Annotated in this window: 18 protein-coding genes, 1 pseudogene and 1 other annotated feature; all 19 genes and pseudogenes read right to left on the bottom strand. The window is 37.8% G+C overall.

Annotated features, from left to right (window positions below; genetic code table 11):
• Positions 1 to 3: 3 nt before the first annotated feature.
• A complete protein-coding gene (locus EHW90_RS05890) occupies positions 4 to 681 on the bottom strand; it encodes an ABC transporter ATP-binding protein (RefSeq protein WP_124952645.1) in 678 nt (225 codons plus the stop codon).
• Positions 682 to 859: 178 nt separating this feature from the next.
• Positions 860 to 3,355: an ATP-dependent Clp protease ATP-binding subunit gene (locus tag EHW90_RS05885; protein WP_124951969.1), complete on the bottom strand. Its 2,496-nt coding sequence runs from the start codon at positions 3,353 to 3,355 to the stop codon at positions 860 to 862.
• A 12-nt stretch (positions 3,356 to 3,367) separates the two neighbouring features.
• The gene (locus EHW90_RS05880) at positions 3,368 to 4,405 is read right to left on the bottom strand and encodes an ATP--guanido phosphotransferase (protein ID WP_124951968.1); all 1,038 of its coding nucleotides are present in this window, start codon (positions 4,403 to 4,405) and stop codon (positions 3,368 to 3,370) included.
• The gene (locus EHW90_RS05875; protein ID WP_124951967.1) at positions 4,395 to 4,964 is read right to left on the bottom strand and encodes a UvrB/UvrC motif-containing protein; all 570 of its coding nucleotides are present in this window, start codon (positions 4,962 to 4,964) and stop codon (positions 4,395 to 4,397) included. The genes EHW90_RS05880 and EHW90_RS05875 overlap by 11 nt, the downstream gene beginning before the upstream one ends.
• Positions 4,965 to 4,970: 6 nt before the next feature.
• Positions 4,971 to 5,360 (bottom strand): GntR family transcriptional regulator, encoded by a 390-nt coding sequence (locus EHW90_RS05870; RefSeq protein ID WP_009444726.1) that lies wholly within the window; start codon positions 5,358 to 5,360, stop codon positions 4,971 to 4,973.
• A 586-nt stretch (positions 5,361 to 5,946) separates the two neighbouring features.
• A complete protein-coding gene (locus EHW90_RS05865; protein WP_124951966.1) occupies positions 5,947 to 6,372 on the bottom strand; it encodes an HIT family protein in 426 nt (141 codons plus the stop codon).
• Between the two features lie 16 nt (positions 6,373 to 6,388).
• Positions 6,389 to 7,687 carry a dihydroorotase gene (locus EHW90_RS05860; RefSeq protein ID WP_124951965.1) on the bottom strand — a complete coding sequence of 433 codons (1,299 nt, stop codon included), beginning with the start codon at positions 7,685 to 7,687 and terminating at the stop codon, positions 6,389 to 6,391.
• Between the two features lie 99 nt (positions 7,688 to 7,786).
• Positions 7,787 to 8,161 carry a 50S ribosomal protein L7/L12 gene (rplL, locus tag EHW90_RS05855; RefSeq protein WP_060931458.1) on the bottom strand — a complete coding sequence of 125 codons (375 nt, stop codon included), beginning with the start codon at positions 8,159 to 8,161 and terminating at the stop codon, positions 7,787 to 7,789.
• 26 nt (positions 8,162 to 8,187) lie between these two features.
• Positions 8,188 to 8,682 carry a 50S ribosomal protein L10 gene (gene rplJ, locus EHW90_RS05850; protein WP_124951964.1) on the bottom strand — a complete coding sequence of 165 codons (495 nt, stop codon included), beginning with the start codon at positions 8,680 to 8,682 and terminating at the stop codon, positions 8,188 to 8,190.
• A 43-nt stretch (positions 8,683 to 8,725) separates the two neighbouring features.
• Positions 8,726 to 8,859, bottom strand: a sequence feature (ribosomal protein L10 leader region).
• A gap of 102 nt (positions 8,860 to 8,961) precedes the next feature.
• On the bottom strand, positions 8,962 to 9,342 hold the full coding sequence (locus EHW90_RS05845; protein ID WP_243113924.1) for a TraX family protein: 381 nt from the start codon (positions 9,340 to 9,342) through the stop codon (positions 8,962 to 8,964).
• Positions 9,343 to 9,386: 44 nt separating this feature from the next.
• Positions 9,387 to 10,019, bottom strand: coding sequence for a DUF421 domain-containing protein (locus EHW90_RS05840; RefSeq protein ID WP_007592062.1), 633 nt, complete (start codon positions 10,017 to 10,019; stop codon positions 9,387 to 9,389).
• Between the two features lie 108 nt (positions 10,020 to 10,127).
• On the bottom strand, positions 10,128 to 11,384 hold the full coding sequence (locus EHW90_RS05835; RefSeq protein ID WP_124951962.1) for a sensor histidine kinase: 1,257 nt from the start codon (positions 11,382 to 11,384) through the stop codon (positions 10,128 to 10,130).
• 1 nt (position 11,385) lies between these two features.
• Positions 11,386 to 12,057 carry a response regulator transcription factor gene (locus EHW90_RS05830; RefSeq protein ID WP_124951961.1) on the bottom strand — a complete coding sequence of 224 codons (672 nt, stop codon included), beginning with the start codon at positions 12,055 to 12,057 and terminating at the stop codon, positions 11,386 to 11,388.
• Positions 12,058 to 12,059: 2 nt separating this feature from the next.
• The gene (locus EHW90_RS05825) at positions 12,060 to 12,668 is read right to left on the bottom strand and encodes a GTP pyrophosphokinase (RefSeq protein ID WP_124951960.1); all 609 of its coding nucleotides are present in this window, start codon (positions 12,666 to 12,668) and stop codon (positions 12,060 to 12,062) included.
• A 107-nt stretch (positions 12,669 to 12,775) separates the two neighbouring features.
• Complete coding sequence (gene mgtE / locus EHW90_RS05820; protein ID WP_009444718.1) at positions 12,776 to 14,125, bottom strand: magnesium transporter; 1,350 nt, start codon at positions 14,123 to 14,125, stop codon at positions 12,776 to 12,778.
• Positions 14,126 to 14,153: 28 nt separating this feature from the next.
• Positions 14,154 to 16,256: a polyribonucleotide nucleotidyltransferase gene (locus EHW90_RS05815; protein WP_124951959.1), complete on the bottom strand. Its 2,103-nt coding sequence runs from the start codon at positions 16,254 to 16,256 to the stop codon at positions 14,154 to 14,156.
• A gap of 230 nt (positions 16,257 to 16,486) precedes the next feature.
• Positions 16,487 to 16,753, bottom strand: a complete 267-nt coding sequence (gene rpsO, locus EHW90_RS05810; protein WP_009444716.1) for a 30S ribosomal protein S15 — start codon at positions 16,751 to 16,753, stop codon at positions 16,487 to 16,489.
• A gap of 147 nt (positions 16,754 to 16,900) precedes the next feature.
• The gene (locus EHW90_RS05805; RefSeq protein ID WP_124951958.1) at positions 16,901 to 17,260 is read right to left on the bottom strand and encodes a hypothetical protein; all 360 of its coding nucleotides are present in this window, start codon (positions 17,258 to 17,260) and stop codon (positions 16,901 to 16,903) included.
• Between the two features lie 215 nt (positions 17,261 to 17,475).
• A pseudogene (locus EHW90_RS13930) lies at positions 17,476 to 19,049 on the bottom strand (IS1182 family transposase).
• Positions 19,050 to 19,100 lie beyond the last annotated feature (51 nt).

Here is a 19,100-nt window from a genome sequence, read left to right as displayed (position 1 = left end):
TCGTTATACCGCCTTTCCATCCACGATCCTTATTTGTCTGTCCGCAACCTTAGCTATATCATTGTCATGTGTAACCATAATAAGTGTCTGATTCTCTTCTTTTACTATATGCTTCATAAGTTCAAGTACCTCCGCACTTGTTTTTGTGTCAAGGTTTCCGGTAGGCTCATCTGCAAATATAATTTTGGGCTGCATCGCCAATGCTCTGGCAATTCCCACTCTTTGTTGCTGCCCGCCGCTCATAGCATTTCCGTTTTGATATATCTGTTTTTCAAGTCCCACTAATGTCAGATATTTTTTTGCAATTTCAATTCGCTTCTTTACGTCCACCCCTCTAAATACAAGCGGAAGCGCCACATTGTCAAGCGCATTCATAGTGGGCAAAAGATTATAAGATTGGAAAATAAAGCCCACATTATTTCTTCTAAACGCAACAAGCTGGTTTTCTTTAAGTTTCTCAAGATGTTTACCGTTTATTATTATCTCGCCCTTTGTGGGCTTTTCAAGTCCTGCAAGCATATTTAAAAGTGTAGACTTTCCTGAACCTGAGGGACCGACTATTGCCACGAACTCACCCTTATTTATAGTAAAATCCAGTCCGTCAAGAGCATGTACCACCGTCTCACCTGCTTTATAAAACTTATACAGTCCTTTTACTTCTATGATTTTTTCATTCATCATACTCACCTTAAATATAACAACAAATCTCTGTGTAATATCTATCATATCATATTTTTTATATATTTGCTTTTATATTTCCTAACTTTTTTATAAAAATAAAAAGCCGACTGAAAATTGTATACATTTATCAGTCAGCTTATATTTTTTCAAAATACTGTTAAATTAAATTGAGTTTATTCTAAAAAGAATCTGTGATCATATGCTTAGGCTTTGATCGCTTGATAACAGGCTTAAATGTAAGTTCTCTATCCTTACCCTCTCCCTTACAATCTATCTTTATTTTATCGCCCTGCTTTATATTGCCAAGCAGGATTTGCTCAGCCATTCTGTCCTCTATCTCATTTTGCAATGCACGCTTTAGAGGCCTTGCACCGTACTTTTTATCATACCCCTTATCTATAAGGAATTCCTTTGCCTTATCGCTAAGTCTTAGATTCATCTGCATCTGCTCATCCAGTCTTGAATTGATTTCATTAAGCAGTATATCAAGAATCTCTTTTAAGTTTTCTTTAGTCAACTGATGGAATACTATAGTCTCGTCAATTCTGTTTAAGAATTCAGGCTTGAACATCTGCTTAACTTCTTCCATAACACTGTTTTTCATATCGGAATAGTCCTTTTTATCATCGGAGCTTGAAGCAAATCCAAGCTGCTTAGGCTCAACGATCCTTTGAGCACCTGCATTTGAAGTAAGTATTATGACGGTATTTTTAAAGTCTATCATCCTGCCGCTTGAATCTGTTATATGTCCGTCATCAAGCACCTGCAAGAGTATATTGAACACATCAGGATGTGCCTTTTCTATCTCGTCAAAGAGTATTACAGAGTACGGATTTCTGCGAACTTTCTCAGAAAGCTGTCCGCCCTCCTCATATCCTACATATCCCGGAGGTGAACCGACCATCTTTGAAACGGAGTGCTTCTCCATGTACTCACTCATATCTACACGAATAAGTGCATTTTCAGAACCGAACATACTGTAAGCAAGCGCCTTTGAAAGCTCCGTCTTTCCTACACCTGTAGGTCCCAAAAATAAGAACGAACCTATAGGCCTCTTAGGATCTTTAAGCCCCACTCTGCCTCTTCTTATAGCTCTGGCTACCGCACTTACGGCTTCTTGTTGTCCTACCACTCTTTCATGAAGCACCTTTTCAAGGTTACTTAGCCTTTGAGAATCATTTTCAGTTATCTTCTTTACAGGAATCTTTGTCCAGAGGGCTACAACATCCGCTATTTCATCTTCATCGACTACAAGCTTTTTATTTCTCTTGTCCTCCATCCACTTTTCTCTTATTTTATCCTGCTTTTCTCTAAGCTTTTCCTGCTTTTCTTTTATCTCTCCGGCTCTTTCAAATTCTTCGGCACCTACGGCGTCTTCTTTTTCTTTTTCCATCTTGTCGATTTCGGCTTTCAGCTCTTTGATCTTTTCAGGCTCCATATAGTTGCTGATTCTTGTCTTTGAAGCCGCCTCATCCACAAGATCGATAGCCTTGTCAGGCAAAAATCTGTCCGAGATATATCTTTTTGAAAGTTTTACCGCACTCTCTATAGCTCTGTCGGTAATGGAAACAGCGTGATGCTCTTCATACTTGTGCTTAAGCCCGAGAAGTATCTTCGTGGCATCTTCAAGTGAAGGCTCCTCCACCATTATCGGCTGGAATCTTCTCTCAAGCGCGGAGTCCTTTTCAATATGCTTTCTGTACTCATCTATAGTCGTTGCGCCTATAAGCTGCAGCTCACCTCTTGCAAGCAGCGGCTTTAATATATTGGACGCATCAACGGCACCTTCAGCACCGCCCGCACCTATGATTGTATGAAGCTCGTCAAGGAAAAGCAATACATTTCCCGCATTAAGCACTTCATTTATTACTTTTTTAATTCTTTCCTCAAACTCACCGCGATACTTTGAACCTGCAATCATTGCCGGAAGGTCAAGTGTAACAAGTCTTTTATCAAGCAATGTATCAGGTACTTCCTTTGAAACGATTCTCTCCGCAAGTCCCTCTACAACCGCAGTCTTACCTACTCCCGGCTCACCTATAAGTACAGGGTTGTTCTTTGTCCTTCTTGAGAGTATCTGCATAACCCTGTTTGTCTCATTGTCTCTGCCTATCACAGGGTCAAGCCTGCCCTCTCTTGCAAGGTCTGTAAGATCTCTTGAGTATTTGTCAAGTGTAGGTGTTGAAAGAGAACTTGATTTACCCTGTTTTCTCTCATAATTTTCTTTTCGCTCAGTGTCCTCACCCATTGCAGACAGTATTTCCATATATATCTTTTGAATATTTATGTTCATAGTCAAAAGCAGCTTATGTGCAATGCAGGCACTGTCTTTTATGATTGCTATAAGTATATGCTCGGTACCTATAAGTGCGGACTTATATCTTGTAGCCTCTCTGTAAGCATTCTGCAGCACACCTATTGCAAGCGGAGAATAATTTTGCTTACTCTCTATTGCAACATTATAGTTTGACACTATAAGCTGATCTATTAAATTCAATATCTTTTCTTCTGTTATTCCGTTATTCTCAAGTATCCTTGCCGCTACTCCGCTACCTTCCTGTACAAGTCCGAGAAGCAGATGTTCAGTACCGACATAGTTTTGCGACAATTCTGCGGCTGCCGTTTCAGCACACCTGATTGCCTCCTTTGCTTGAGATGTATATCTTTCCGCCATTATTTTTCCTCTCTACTTTAATTTTCCTATATTTTCTCTTATATATTCCGCTCTGCGTATCTCTATATAATCTTCACTTAAAGGACTGCCTGCCATATTTAATATATTTGATGTTTGTATGCCGAGCATTATTGAATACAGCTTATGCGGAGATTCTATCTGTATAAAACCGTCGGCACAACCTTTCATAAGAAGGCTTAGGCAGTTCATAGCATCTCGTAAGTTGAACTTTCTTGCATATTTTAAAAGTCCGTATGCCTTATAAGCCTCATCTTCTCTTGCAATCCTTTGCACTTCTCCCAAAGCCTCGGCTTCTCTAAGCTTTCTTTCATTTTCATTTAATTGATTGGCAACCTTTGTTACAGTATCAATTATCTCTCTTTCAGAAATACCCAGAGTCTTTGAATTGCTTATCTCATACAGTGTACCGAAGTTTTCTCTGCCTTCTCCGTGCAATCCTCTTATGGATACACCGAATCTTCCGGCATTTGCGATAAGCTTTGAAAATCCTTTGTTTTTATTGGATGCAGGCAAATGAAGCAATATTGATGCACGCATCCCTGTTCCTATATTTGTCGGATATGTAGTCAAATATCCGTACTTGTCATTAAAAGCATAATTAAAATGTTCCTCTATGTAGTCATCAATTTTGTTTGCTTTATCAAGCAAGTCATATAGTTTAATACCTGATGACATAGTTTGCAAGCGAATATGATCATCTCCGTTAATAATTATACTGATGTCTTCACTGTCGTTTAATATAAGCCCTGTAGGAGTCTCCTTTTTTGCCAATGTGTCGTTCAATATCTTTCTTTCACACATTGACATTCTTTCTATCTCAGGAATTCTGTTTAACATGGATGAACTTGTATTCATCCCCAAATCCACAGAGATATTTGACAACTCGCCAAGAGTATTTTCTACAAGTTTTTTTGCTTCAATATCAGTCAATTTGTTGGGAAATAATGTATCATCAAAGTTTCTTGCAAATCTTATCTTACTGCTTATGTAATTATACTCCGTACTGAGTTCCACATTATCATACCACATCGCCGTTGTCCTCTTTGATAGTTTTTATCTTGTCTCTTAATATTGCCGCCTGTTCAAAATCCTCTATTTTGATTGCATCCTCCAATTTCTGCTTTAATATTTCAAGTTCCTTATCCTCATCACTGAAAATAGCTTCAATACTTTCAGTAACTACCGATTTAGGTAAAATCTTGTCGCTTTTGTGATAATTTTTCGGTATTTTACCTACATGCTTATCATTGCCGTGAATCTGCTTGATATTGTCATTTATAAGCAGGTTAAATACCTCAAAACAGTCCTTACAGCCGAACATTGAGTTTTTTATAAAGTCGTCATAACTTGTATTACACGTAGGGCATACTATCTGTCTGTAGTCTTTATTTTCATCATTCTCAAATACATCTCCCAGTATTCCCGAAAGCAACTTTGAAAGACTGAAGTCCTTATCAAACAAACCGGTATATTGGTCCAAATCCTTAGCACATTGTGAACACAGATGATGTTCATTTTTCTTGTCTCCGTCTACTATCTCAGTGTAAAAGACATTTGCTTCTCTTATTTTGCACTTCTCACATAACATCTTTGTCTACATCTCCTCGATTTCTTGTACATCAAACTCATTATACAGTTCATCTATCAACTCATGTGCCTCGTCTCTGGTAACACCGTTGCATATACCTCTTGCCACTACAGTGCCGAATTCTTTTCTCATATTGCGAAGCACTCTAAGCTTGTCCGCATCCACTTTTATCATTGCGCCTTTTCTTCTGTCAAGTTTTACAAAGCCCTCTCTTTTAAGTGTAGCATATGCTTTGTTCACCGTATGCATATTTATGCCGATATCCTCAGCCATCTGTCTTACTGAAGGCAACATATCACCTTCTCTGTACTGATTGGTTGCAATGCCGATTATTATCTGATTACATAACTGTATATATATAGCCTCTTCACTATGAAAATCTATTATTACATCCATACTCACACTCCAAATCAAAAATTGTCTATAATATGTTTTACAACTTGCCAAAGGCTCGTTGCTATATAAGTAAGTTATAAATGTTCTAGCGATAGTATAACACAATGATGTTTTAAACACAATATTTATAGATTTTTGCAGCTTACAAAAGGCTTACAAAAAAATAAATCTTCGCATAAACCTATCAGTACTCTATGTAATTGATGATATGCAACATAGTTATACCTTTTCAAGTTTTTATATTCACTCACCATTTTTATATATTTTAACCAACATTTTTATATTAGAAGTTGACAAAAAACATATAATATTATTTACTCGAGTTAAGTTGCACAAAATAATTGTACTCTTCACTGTACTTATGTCACTATTATTACCTAATGTTCATAATTTATTAACTTTTTTCCTATTGCATAAACTTCTCAGTTATGCTATTATAATACCCGTAGTTGAGAGTTTTCTTGCGTTGACCTCTCACTACAAAATGTGCATTATGCACTCCTATATCACTCTAACAGGGAAGCAGCAGTCGTGAGACTGCTGTTTCTCGTTGTATAAAAGAAGCTGTCATTTGACAGCCTCAAAACTATATTTTAAGTTCTCTTCTAAGAATCTTTGCCATTTCTTCGTATTCATTTTCCTTTAAGTACTTCTTATCAGGATTCATAGTAAAGGTAGATCCCCACTCATCTCCCCCTTCATACTTAGGAACAAGATGCATATGTAAATGGCATCCCGTATCTCCGTACATTCCGTAATTTACCTTGCTAGGTGAGAAAATCTTATGTATAGCCTTTGCAACCTTATTGACATCTTCAAAAAATTGATTTCTTTCCTCATCTGAAATATCAACTATTTCACTTACATGATCTTTGTATGCAAGTATCAATCTGCCCATCTTACTTTGTTCTTTAAAGATATAAAGGTATCCGCTTGGCATCTTACCTACCGGATAACCGAATTTTTCTACAAGCTCTCCCTGCATACAGTACGCACAATTGTTGTCCTTCATATTGTCTCCTTAAATTTTATTCCAAGTTCTCATATACCACATTTCCGTGACAAATAGTATAGACTATCTTACCTTGTAAAGTGGCACCAAGCCAAGGTGAGTTGCTTGACTTACTCTCACTTTTATCATACTTCCACTCTTTATTAACATCAAAGACTACAATATCTGCTATCTCATCTTCTCTTAAAACCCCTCTGTCCATATTGTAGAGTCTGGCAGGCTGATAACTCATCTTATTTATAAGCTCCATAAGTGAAAGATATCCCGGTTTTACAAGATTCATAATCCCCAAAGAAAAACTTGTCTCAAGACCTATTATACCGCTTGGTGCATCTACAAAGTCTCTGTCCTTTTCTTCTTTAGAGTGAGGAGCGTGGTCCGTAGCAATAATATCTATAGTGCCGTCTTTAAGTCCTTCGATAATAGCCATCCTGTCCGCTTCCTCTCTTAGAGGAGGATTCATCTTTGCCAATGTGCCGTATTTTATTACATCTTTGTCAATCAGTGAAAAATGATGCGGTGTAGCCTCTGCAAATACACGAAGTCCCATTTTCTTTGCCTTTCTTACAAGTTCCACACTCTCCTTTGCGCTGATATGTTGAATACTTATTGTAGCGCCGGTTTCTCTTGCAAGCTTACAGTCTCTTTCCACCATTGAGATCTCAGCCATTCTGTCGGACCCGTATATATGCATCTCATCTGAAGGGTATCCGTGATTGATACCGTTTTCCTTGATATATTTAGGGTCTTCTTCATGAAATGAAAGAGGCATTTTTATACTTCTGGCACATCTCATAGCCTCTCTTGTTAGATTCTCATCAAGCATCGGTCTGCCGTCATCTGTAAATCCTACAGCTCCGGCTTCTCGCAGTTCCTTCATATCCGCCAGTTCCTCACCCTTCATACCCTTTGTGATACAGGCACAGGTCTTTACATTGATAGGAGTCTTTTTTCCCTTTTTCAGTACTTCAAACACTCTCTCAGGCGTATCAATAGGAGGTTTCGTATTTGCCATTGCCACAATAGTTGTGAATCCTCCCCTTGCAGCAGCTCTTGCACCGCTTTCTATATCCTCTTTGTATTCAAAACCCGGTTCTCTAAGGTGAACATGTACATCTACAAATCCCGGAGCGGCACAAAGACCTGTGCAGTCATATACCTTAAGTCTCTCACCGTTGGCCCTTGCCATAAGTGTCGCATCAAGATAGAGGTCTTTATCTATCTTTCTAACTCTTCCCTCAGATATCAGTATATCTCTTATATCATCGGTTCTTGTCTGCGGATCAAGAAGTCTGACATTTTTGAGCATTATCATAAATATGCTTTCCTTTCTAATCTTAGTGGGAACATTATATCATATATCGGCACAAATAAAAAAGGCGACTGCAACGCAATCGCCCGAAATTTTATTAAATTACTTAAGAGTAACCTGTGCTCCAACTTCTTCAAGCTGCTTCTTGATACCCTCAGCCTCTTCCTTAGAAACCTCTGTCTTAAGAACCTTAGGAGCTCCGTCAACAAGATCCTTTGCTTCCTTAAGTCCAAGTCCTGTAACCTCACGAACAACCTTGATAACCTTAACCTTCTGGTCACCTGTTGCTGTAAGCTCTACATCGAACTCTGTCTTCTCCTCAGCTGCTGCTGCGCCTGCACCTGCTGCTGCTACAACAACGCCTGCTGCTGCTGATACGCCAAACTCTTCCTCACAAGCCTTTACAAGCTCATTTAATTCAAGAACTGATAATTCCTTAATTGCATCGATAAACTCTGCAGTTGTTAACTTTGCCATTTAATAATCCTCCATTATATGTTTTTTTATGCTTCCGCTTCTTTGCTCTCAGCGATCTGATTAAGCACACGAGCGAAGTTTGTAATAGGTGACTGAATGCTTCCAAGAAGTCTTCCAATCAACTCGTCTCTTGACGGTATTGTAGCTATAACCTTGATTCCGTCCTGGTCATATGTAACACCGTCTACTACACCGGCCTTTAACTCAAGGTCCGGAGCTGTCTTAGAGAAATTGTAAAGTATTCTTGCCGGTGCAGTTGCATCTTCTTTTGAAACTGCAATTGCTGTAGGTCCTTCAAGTGAACTGTCAAGTGTCTCAAATGGAGTACCCTTAGCGGCTATACGAATCATTGTGTTCTTATAAACCTTATAAGTTACACCTGCTTTTCTAAGTTCCTTACGAAGCTTTGTATCCTGCTCAGCACTAAGGCCACGGTAATCAACGACTACAGCTGCCTGTGCACCGTCTAAAAGCTCAGCAATTTCCTTAACTATAGGCTGTTTTAATTCGATTTTTGCCATTTCTAACCTCCTTTATAGTTTCAGTAAAACCCGTAAAAGCTCTATAAGTGTAACAAAAACTCTCTGCCGCAAAGACAGAGAGTGATAATACATCAAGTACTTAGTCACTTCCTCGGTAGGCGATACAATACTTACGCCTAAGGCACCTACTGTCTACGGTCGTTTTACCTTAAAGAGGATACCAAATAAAAAAACATTTGTCAAGCGACTTTTTACTTTTTATTAAAATATTTTATATCATTGCATCCGTTTTCCGATTGTACTTTTATAAGTAGTTTCCTAATGTAATAAGCTTGCTACTATATACAATATATAAATATGTACAGGATAGAATATATAAAAGAAATTTTTATCTCCTCTTCCCTTTTCTCCGTTATAAAAATATAGCGGAATAATTGCAAATACCATCATCCACTGTACTCCTGTACGATTGGTATAAAAAACAAGAAAACTTAGAATTATCAATACTAAAAATTGTACTTTTCTGTTTGTTCTGAAAATATAAAAAATCAAACCGAGCAGAACCATAAAGATTCCGCCTTCTACTGTGAATAAATTTGGAATCATCAACATTACAATTGCAAACACCTGAGTAAGTACAGGTGATATTTCACCTTCACCTCCAAGCATTGTGCCTAAAAGTAATACCGGTATTGACAATATAACCGGTAAAATAATAATTCCGAGCCCTATAAAAAATGCTTTTATTTGTCAATTGTAAGTATTAGAGAATTATTAACATATTCTCCTAAAAATACATCACTGTATTTTTCTATACCTTGCTTTTTCAGCTCTTCAAGAAGCCAATCCTCGTCCTTACCTATTACCTCGAGTATATCAGATTGTACCTGACCGTCTGTAATAACAGGGAACTTAGGGTTTTCCTCACCTGACTGAATTAAAATCAATTGTCCGTTTTGCTCAAGTACGGCCCTCTTTACATCCTTTGTTGAATAAATTCCGTTTGTACGCAATTTAAAAGAAACATCATGAGCGGATAAGCCTGCCTTTTTACAATTTTCAACAATTATTTTTCCGCCATCTATTATTGTTAAGGCCTTACCGTCTATTAACTGTTTAGCCTTTACATTATGTGTCTTTATCCATTTTAAGCCCAGCACCAGAATGCACCATATACATAATATTGCAATAAAATCAAGTATACGTACACTGCTGTTATATATAACACCACCGATAATGCCACCAAGCACATAATTTACAATCTGGTCACTTGCTGATGAAGGTGCCAAGTTACCCTTACCTGATATGTTTATTATTATTACCAATGCAAAAAAGCCTATTAAAAGCTTTACAGCTACCAACAAAAACGGATTCATAAAAACCTCCTGTTTGAAAATAAATCATAAAGCTGTATTATATTATATACATTTTATAAAATCAATTCAAAAGTCTAAACAATATACTCTTTAAATGATTAGTAAATTTTATTCTGTATTCGTTACCATATTAAAATATACATTAAAATAAATAATATCATTCTTATATGTGACATGTATTTTACCCTTGTGCCTGTTTATAATATTTCCGGCGATGGAAAGTCCTACTCCGTAACCCGAAACACTGCTGTTATGTGACTTGTCCTCTCTGTAGAATCTGTCAAAAAACTTTGAATAGTCCACATTCTTACCGTCTCTGTAAGTATTACTTACTACAAGCTTCGCCTTTTTAAAGGTGATACCGTGCACCATAAGCTTAACTCCGATAGTTCCGCCCTTATCACAGTATTTGTTTGCATTATCTATCAGTATATTTACAAGTTCATATACGGCACCGTCATCTCCCATAATACAGATATCATTTTGAATATCCGATTCAAAATTCTTGCCTCCTTTTATAGCCAATGATTTGAATGATTTTGATGACTTCGTTACTATATCTGAAAAATTTATATTTTTTTCAATTACATTTGATTTTTCTTCAAACCTTGCCAGCACCACAAGCCTGTTTATCAGATCCGTCATACGCTCGACCTGCTCTTTGGTGCTCTTTGTCCACTCATTTTCTCCGCCTATCATCTCACAAAGCTCATTGTTTGCCGAGATTATAGCCAAAGGAGTCTTTAACTCATGCCCCGCATTTGTAATAAAAGCCTTTTGATTTTTGTAGTTTTCCATAAAAGGCATCATTACTTTACCTGAAAAAATCACAAATATAATGATGAAAAAAACAAGATTTGAAAAGAAAATAAAGACCGATGTATCTATCAAATCCGCTCTGTCCTCTATATAGCTTGTAGTATCAAGCACCACAATCAGCTTGCTTTCATCATCATGTAAATTCAACTTATATGCAAACTTCTGTCCCTCTGTGGTCGTGAAGTTGCCGTATTTATTATTACCCGATAAAATCTTTTTTACATAAAAAATAACATCGGTATCCGAAAGATTCGCTATATGCTCAGTGTTCATAGTGATTACCTTATTGCTGCTGTCCACATAAGCACTGAAATATCTGTACTGAACTATTATATCCGGATTTGTCTTTCTGCCGAGAATCTTCTCCACTACTTCTTCATCGGGTAGAACTCCGTTATTCTCAGACAACAAATCCAAAATTTTATTTATTCTTTTTTCACTTGTTGCATACTTTGAAGCATTCAAAATGCCTATTACCGATATAAGCATTATGCTTACCGCTATCGTAGCTACCACAATGAATTGTAAACGAAGTCTTCTAAACAAATCACACCTCTACAAGTTCAAACTCTCTGTTTTCCTCTCCTAAAATATCAACATTTGCATTGATTGCCTTTAACTTCTGCTTCAGATATGAAATATATATCCAAACATATCCTGTATCGGAGTCATCATCCTTGCTCCATACATGATTGTATATATACTCGGTCGAAAGCTTTTTATTCTTGTTCAACATAAGAACTTCCATAAGCTTGGTTTCTTTACCTGCCAATATTATGGAATTTTTGGCCGACAGCTCCTGTTGTGACACATTCAGCTTCACACTGCCGAATGTAAGTACATTCTCGTTATAATTTGTGTCTATTCTTCTCTCAAGAGAACGAACTCTGGCCGCCAACTCTTTTAGCGGTATCGGCTTTGTAAGGTACTCATCCGCACCTGATTCAAGACCTTCAATCTTGTCATCAAGTTCACTCATAGCGGTAAGCATAATAACATATGTAGTATTTCCGGCCTCTCTTAATGCCCTTAATACCTCAAGTCCGCTCATCTTAGGCATCATAACATCAAAAATCATCAAATCATATGTGCCGCTGTTTGCAGCTTCCAAAGCGGCTTCTCCGTCATATACCGGCTCAACTTCATAGCCTTGCATTATAAGTACTTGCGCATACGCCTTTGACAGTGCCGCTTCATCTTCCGCCAATAAAATTCTCATCTCTATCCTTCCTCTATCAATTTTCTTATTGTCTGCATATTCAAATCACAGGAAGCAAGCTCATCAGCACATCTTTTAAGCTCCTTTGTGATTCTTTCATGGTTGGTTATATTTTTCTTATACTTCATCTGATGTTCAAGCGACGCCCATGAATCCATTGCAATAGTCCTTAACTGAATCTCAATGTAATATATTCCGTTTTCATTGCTGTCACAATCAGGATAGGGTGTAATCACTTCAAGTATCATATGATATGAACGATAGCCGTTCGGCTTTACATTAAGTATATAATCTTTTTCCTCTACAACATTGATATTTTCCATATCCTTAAACAGACCTACAAGAGTATATATATCATCTACAAAGCCGCAAACTATCCTTACACCTATTGCATCTTTGATTTCTTTGAGTGCACTGTGCGTACTTACCTCAAAGCCCTTTCTTTTACACTTTTCAATCATGCTTTCATCAGTCTTTATCCTTGAGATAAAATGTTCAAAGAGTTTATATCCGGTTTTTAACTTGTATTCATCATTAAGTTTATAGACTCTCTTTGAAAATTCGTCCAATATCATGTCCAAATATTTTTCATAGTTGCCATATATATTCATTGCATATATCCTTTTTATATTGATATATATATTCTAACACAAATAAGTGTATAAATAATGAAAAAAGGCTAAACTTTTCGGAGTTTAGCCTAAGAAAGATTTAAAAATTATTTGATATGTAAAAGTTCAACCGCAATCTGGAAATAGATCACAAGCGATACCGCATCAACTATTGTCGTGATAAGCGGAGCAGCCATAATAGCCGGGTCAAGATGCAATTTCTTTGCGGCAATAGGAAGCATACCGCCTATAACCTTGGCCACAAATACCGTAGCAAAAAGTGCCAGTACTACTGTAAGTGCTACAAGAGGCTGTCCCGGATACTGTGCTACAAGCCTTATAAAGTTGACGGCACCCAAAATTATACCTACGATAACAGAAACCCTTGCTTCTTTCCAGATAACTTTCAGTATATCTGAACTTGCTATCTCACCGATGGTCATACCACGGATAATCATTGTAGATGACTGTGAACCGGCATTACCGCCTGTATCCGTAAGCATAGGAACAAATGATACCAAAAGAGGCATTACCTTAAACGCATCCTCGTATCTTGTAAGTATACCGCCTGTAAGCATTGAACTTATCATAAGTACAAGCAGCCACACGATTCGATTCTTTGCAAGCTCAAAAACGCCTGTCTTAAGATAAGGCTTTTCAGACGGGTGCATAGCCGCCATCTTCTCAAAGTCCTCTGTGGCCTCTTCTTCCATTACATCCACAGCATCGTCAATGGTGACAATACCTACCAGCCTGTTTTCATGGTCGACCACAGGAAGCGAGAGCAGATCGTATTTGTTAAACAGGTCTGCTATTTCCTCCTTATCATCTGTAGTAACGGCCTTTATGACATTTGTGTCCATAATGTCTTCCATCTTGACTTCATAGTCACTCATCAAAAGGTCTTTTACTGTTACTACGCCTTCCAGCATTCTTTTTGCATCCATTACATAGCAGGTATATATCGTCTCTTTATCATAGCCGTGTTTTCTGATATAGGCAAAAGCTTCCTCTACGGTCATACTCTTTTTCAAACCTATATACTCCGCAGTCATTATAGACCCTGCCGAATTTTCAGGATACTTTAAAAATTCATTTATCTGAAGTCTTGTACTTGGAGCGGCATTTTGTAAAACTCTTTTTACAACTGTAGCCGGCAGCTCCTCAAGCATATCTACGGCATCATCCACATACAGCTCTTCAATTATATAAGCCAACTCTTTATCTGTAATGCCGTTTATTATATGTCCCTGAGTATCCACCTCCAAGCAGGCAAATACATCACTTGCAAGCTCTTTTGGCAACATTCTGAAAACAATTATCTGCTTTTCGGAATCCAGCTCCTCCATAAATGAAGCAATATCAAACTCATTCATATCGCAGAGTTTTTCTTTTAATTGTCGGAACTGTTTTCTTGATACAAGATCAAATAGTATTTCTTTTATATTCTCTTCCATAGTCCCACCTTTCTCTGCAAAATTTATTTTAGATAATGTCTGAAGGCTTCATAGAAAGATCTATTCTTCCCTTTATAGGGTCAACCTTAATTACCTTCACTGTCACATCATCGCCTACCTTTACCACATCTTCAACCTTCTCGACTCTGCTGTCTGAAAGCTTTGATATATGAACCATGCCGTCTTTACCCGGTGCCAATTCTACAAACGCACCGAACTCAAGTATACGGACTACCTTGCCCTGCATAACCATTCCGGCTTCTATCTCTATTGTAATACCTCTTATAATGTCGATGGCCTTGTCAATCATAGCCTGATCAGTACCTGAAACGGATACCAAACCTTCTTCGCTGATATCAATCTTTACGCCGGTGTCCTCAATAATCTTATTGATAGTTTTTCCCTGCTTACCTACAACGTCACCGATCTTTGAAGGATTTATCTGAATCTGTGCAATCTTAGGTGCATACTTGCTTATTTCTTTTCTAGGCTCCGCAATACACGGCTTCATACAAGTCTCCATGATAAAGTCTCTTGCCTCATGGCATCTTCTTATTGCACCCTCTACAATGTCCTTTGTAAGTCCGTGAATCTTGATATCCATCTGTATAGCTGTAATACCGCTGTCTGTTCCGGTCACCTTAAAGTCCATATCTCCGAAGAAATCTTCAAGTCCCTGAATATCTGTAAGTAATACATAATCGTCATCTGAATCACCTGTTACAAGTCCGCATGATATACCTGCCACCATCTTCTTTATCGGAACACCGGCAGCCATAAGAGACATACATGATGAACATGTGGACGCCATAGATGTTGAACCGTTTGACTCGAAAGTCTCAGACACTGATCTGATGGCATACGGGAACTCTTCAGGAGTAGGAAGTACAGGAATAAGCGCTCTCTCAGCCAATGCACCATGTCCTATCTCTCTTCTTCCCGGTCCTCTTGAAGGTCTTGTCTCTCCTACAGAGTAAGAAGGGAAGTTGTACTGGTGAATATATCTCTTTGTAGTCTCGGATTGATTAAGTCCGTCAACCTTTTGTGCCTCTGCAAGCGGTGCAAGTGTAACTATATTGCAAATCTGAGTCTGTCCTCTTGTAAACATAGCCGAACCGTGTACTCTAGGTATAAGGTCAACCTCCGCTGCAAGCGGACGAATCTGAGTCATAGCTCTTCCGTCAGGTCTCTTCTGATCCTTTAGAATCATCTTTCTTACAGTCTTTTTCTGATACTGATAGATTGCCTCACCAAGAAGCGGCAACCACTCTTCCTTATCGGCAAAAGCCTCTTCAAGCTTCTGTGTTATAGCTTTGATGTTTTCTTCTCTTATCTGCTTTTCATCTGTAAAAACAGCCTTTTCCATCTCATCCTGCGGTACAATCTCCTTGATTGCGGCACTAAGTTCCTCAGGAATGGTGAATGCCGTATATGAGTGCTTTTCTTTGCCGACTTCCGCAACTATCTTGTCGATAAATGCAATAATTTCTTTATTTACGGAATCGGCCTTATAGATAGCCTCCACCATCTTTTCATCAGGTATCTCATTTGCACCCGCTTCAATCATTATTACTTTGTCTCTTGTAGATGCCACCGTCAGCTTAAGGTCTGATACTGCCATCTGCTCTTCATTAGGGTTTACAACAAAGAAACCGCCTACCATACCTATCTGTGTTGTAGCACAAGGTCCGTCAAACGGAATGTCTGAAATAGCTGTTGCTATTGCAGAACCGAGCATCGCCGTAAGCTCAGGTGAACAATCAGGGTCTACAGACAATACAAGATTATTAAGTGTAACATCGTTTCTGTAATCCTTAGGAAAAAGCGGACGCATAGGTCTGTCAATTACTCTCGAGGTAAGTATTGCATTCTCACTTGCCTTACCCTCTCTTTTGTTGTATCCTCCCGGCATCTTTCCTACAGCGTACATCTTCTCTTCGTATTCTACAGAAAGCGGGAAGAAGTCGATACCGTCTCTAGGTTTATCAGATGCCGTAGCTGTAGATAGTACCGTTGTATCTCCGTAGTGCATAAATGCGGCACCGTTTGCCTGTGCAGCCACTCTTCCGATATCAACTCTCAGAGTACGACCTGCAAGTTCCATTGAATAACTCTTAAATTCCTTACTCATTTCATCTCCTTTTGGCTTGCCGATATTCGAGAAGTGCTCTTCTTGAAACATAAAAATATGAACTAGTGATAAGTACTAAATCGTTTTAGTATTTATCACTAGCTTCGGCTACAAGCCATAAATAAAATTATAAAAAAGGTGGAGAAAAACTCTCCACCAATGATACTATAATCACAACAGGTTTCTAAAGAATTTTCCTTGAACGAAATCTGTGAAACCGAAGACTTTTATTACTTTCTAAGTCCAAGCTTCTCTATAAGTGCACGATAGCCCTCAAGATCCTTATTCTTAAGATACTGTAAAAGATTTCTTCTCTTACCTACCATCTTCAAAAGACCTCTTCTTGAGTGATGGTCCTTAGGATTTGCCTTCAAATGCTCTGTAAGCTCTGTGATTCTTGCTGTAAGAACTGCTATCTGAACCTCAGGTGAACCTGTATCGCCTGCTTTTCTTGCATACTCTTCCATGATAGCTGTCTTTTTCTCTTTTGTAATCATTTTCTTTCTCCTTTAAATAAATCTTACCGTATACATAAGGTAAGGTTGGAGTATCCATATCTCATGTATAGGCGTTACTGCCACTCCATAATACCAAAACCCTAAGGCAATGTCAATGGAGAAAATCACGATATGGATGCCTGTTTATTACAGTTTATGATCCCTAATAAATGCTCCTATGCATTGTCCTATTACGCTTACTATAAAATATCCTACACAAAACATAAGTATACCGATACCGGTAAACAGCATATAAGCCAAACATAAAATAAATATCCTAAATGAAAAGTACCAATGAAACCTGTTACTCATTGCAAATATTATAGATAAAACAAGTAAAATAAGCGGTATAGCGGCTATTACGATATAAGCAAATAGAATGGCTCTGTCAAACGGGTCTTCTACCGGTACTATATAAACCAAAAACGGCAATATATAATATGATATCGCTATTACGATACTGTATTTATATTTCTCAATAAATACCTTTTTCAAAATCTCTTCCATACACACCCCACAAAATTATTTACTACTAAAATAAACCGGATAATTTATAAAAATTATATCATAAAATCATAGTCTTTACATTAAAAATAGGGGGTGTGAAAAAACTCTATAGAGTTTTTTCGCATCTCCCTTTTGTAATTATTGTGTATAAATGACTGAAATCATACGCAAGAAAAGCGCACTTTCCCTACCCCATAGAAATTCTTTTTTTAAATCTATGCGGCAGTTCTGTTTCTTGTCTTTTTTTCTGATATTTATATAAATTATGGCCTATCGCCACGAGTAAAACTTCCAGTTTGACTGAATGAATACCTCTTCGGACAATTCTCTTGTACCAACGGTCGCTTTTCATAATTCCGAAAGTACCTTCTGCTTGTATCGAACGATTCATTCTCAATAACGCACCGTGGATACTTTCAAGGTTTTCTATTACTTCCTTATGCATGGAAGTTAGTTCCTGATTGATCCGAACAGTTCGATTCTTATCTGTCTTCTTACATTTCTTTGCATATGGACATCCGCTACAGTCTTCGCATTCATACAGTTCTTCCTTGCGTCCGTACTGATTTCCCCTCACACCTTTTCTGCATAAAAAATGGAATGCTTTATCGTTAGGACATCTCATGACTCCTTGTTCATCAATTCTGAAGTTAACTGCACGAAATGGATCTTCATGATATTTCCGATCCTTAGTTTCCTTTTTAAACATTGGAAATTTCATATACTTTTCAATTCCGTTCTGTTCACAGAAAATATAATTATTGTATGAGCCATATCCGGCATCTGCCACAGGATATTTGGGATAGAATCCATAAGTTTGTTTGAAGTGATCCATCATAGGAACGAAACAATCCATATCTGAACGATAATGGTTAACGTCAACAACTGCAATATATTCATCTGCTACACCAATCTGTACATTATATGCCGGCAGAAGCTGATCATTGCCCATGTAATCAGTTTTGATACGCATAAAGGTAGCTGAGCTATCTGTTTTAGAGTAACTATTTCGGTCAGGACCACAGATTTCAATTTTTTGTATGTATTCTTGAAGTTTTTGACAGAAAGTAGTTAAGTGTTCATAATGACGCTGTTCTTTGGATTTTCGCTTTCCGCTTCCTTAAACGAATGTACTTGTATCCAGTTCCCATAAAAGTACCAGCTGCTCAACGATTTCATTCAGATAATCCGGTACATACTCTGTGTTTGTTGTGATCTGCACCCCACTCCATGCGATTTCTGCATTAATTTCCTCAATCTCCGCAGTGATTTTTTCGTAAAGCTTGTAACGGAACTTTTCGGTAGCCTTCTTCCATACCCAGGTATACTTGTTTGCGTTTGCTTCAAACTTGGAGCCGTCGATGTAGAGATGTTGCAGATCTACATGCTCCTCGTTAAAGATAGCATGATTGATATCGTTAAAAATGTTTTCAATCTTATCTTTAAGTATTTTATTGATGAAATATCCAAAGGTTCTGTATGACGGAGTCCGGTAATCCATGAGATAAATGAACCTGATATTAACTTTGCAGTTGTCTTCAAGTTTTCTCAGAGAGCAGTAACCGCTAGTCATAAATCCGAAAAGTACTGTCTTTAACATGTTGACCGGATTATATCTGCGTCGTCCGGTTGTGTACTCCGGAATATCCGTCAGATACTTGTTTAAATCGATTCCTCCTATCAATCTGTCAAATGTTAAAACAGGATCCATCAGATCCAAACAATCTGAAAGAAACAGTGGAAAATATTCTTGTTTTGAATTACAATAGGTATTGGGTAAATTTTTCATTCCAAGTTAATTTTACCACAAAAATAGGACCTTTCGCATGAGCGAATGGTC

It is taken from the genome of Lachnoanaerobaculum orale, from assembly GCF_003862485.1.
GTDB lineage: Bacteria > Bacillota > Clostridia > Lachnospirales > Lachnospiraceae > Lachnoanaerobaculum > Lachnoanaerobaculum orale.
Note: the sequence above shows the minus strand (reverse complement) of the source record. Positions and strands in the feature narration are given on the sequence as shown.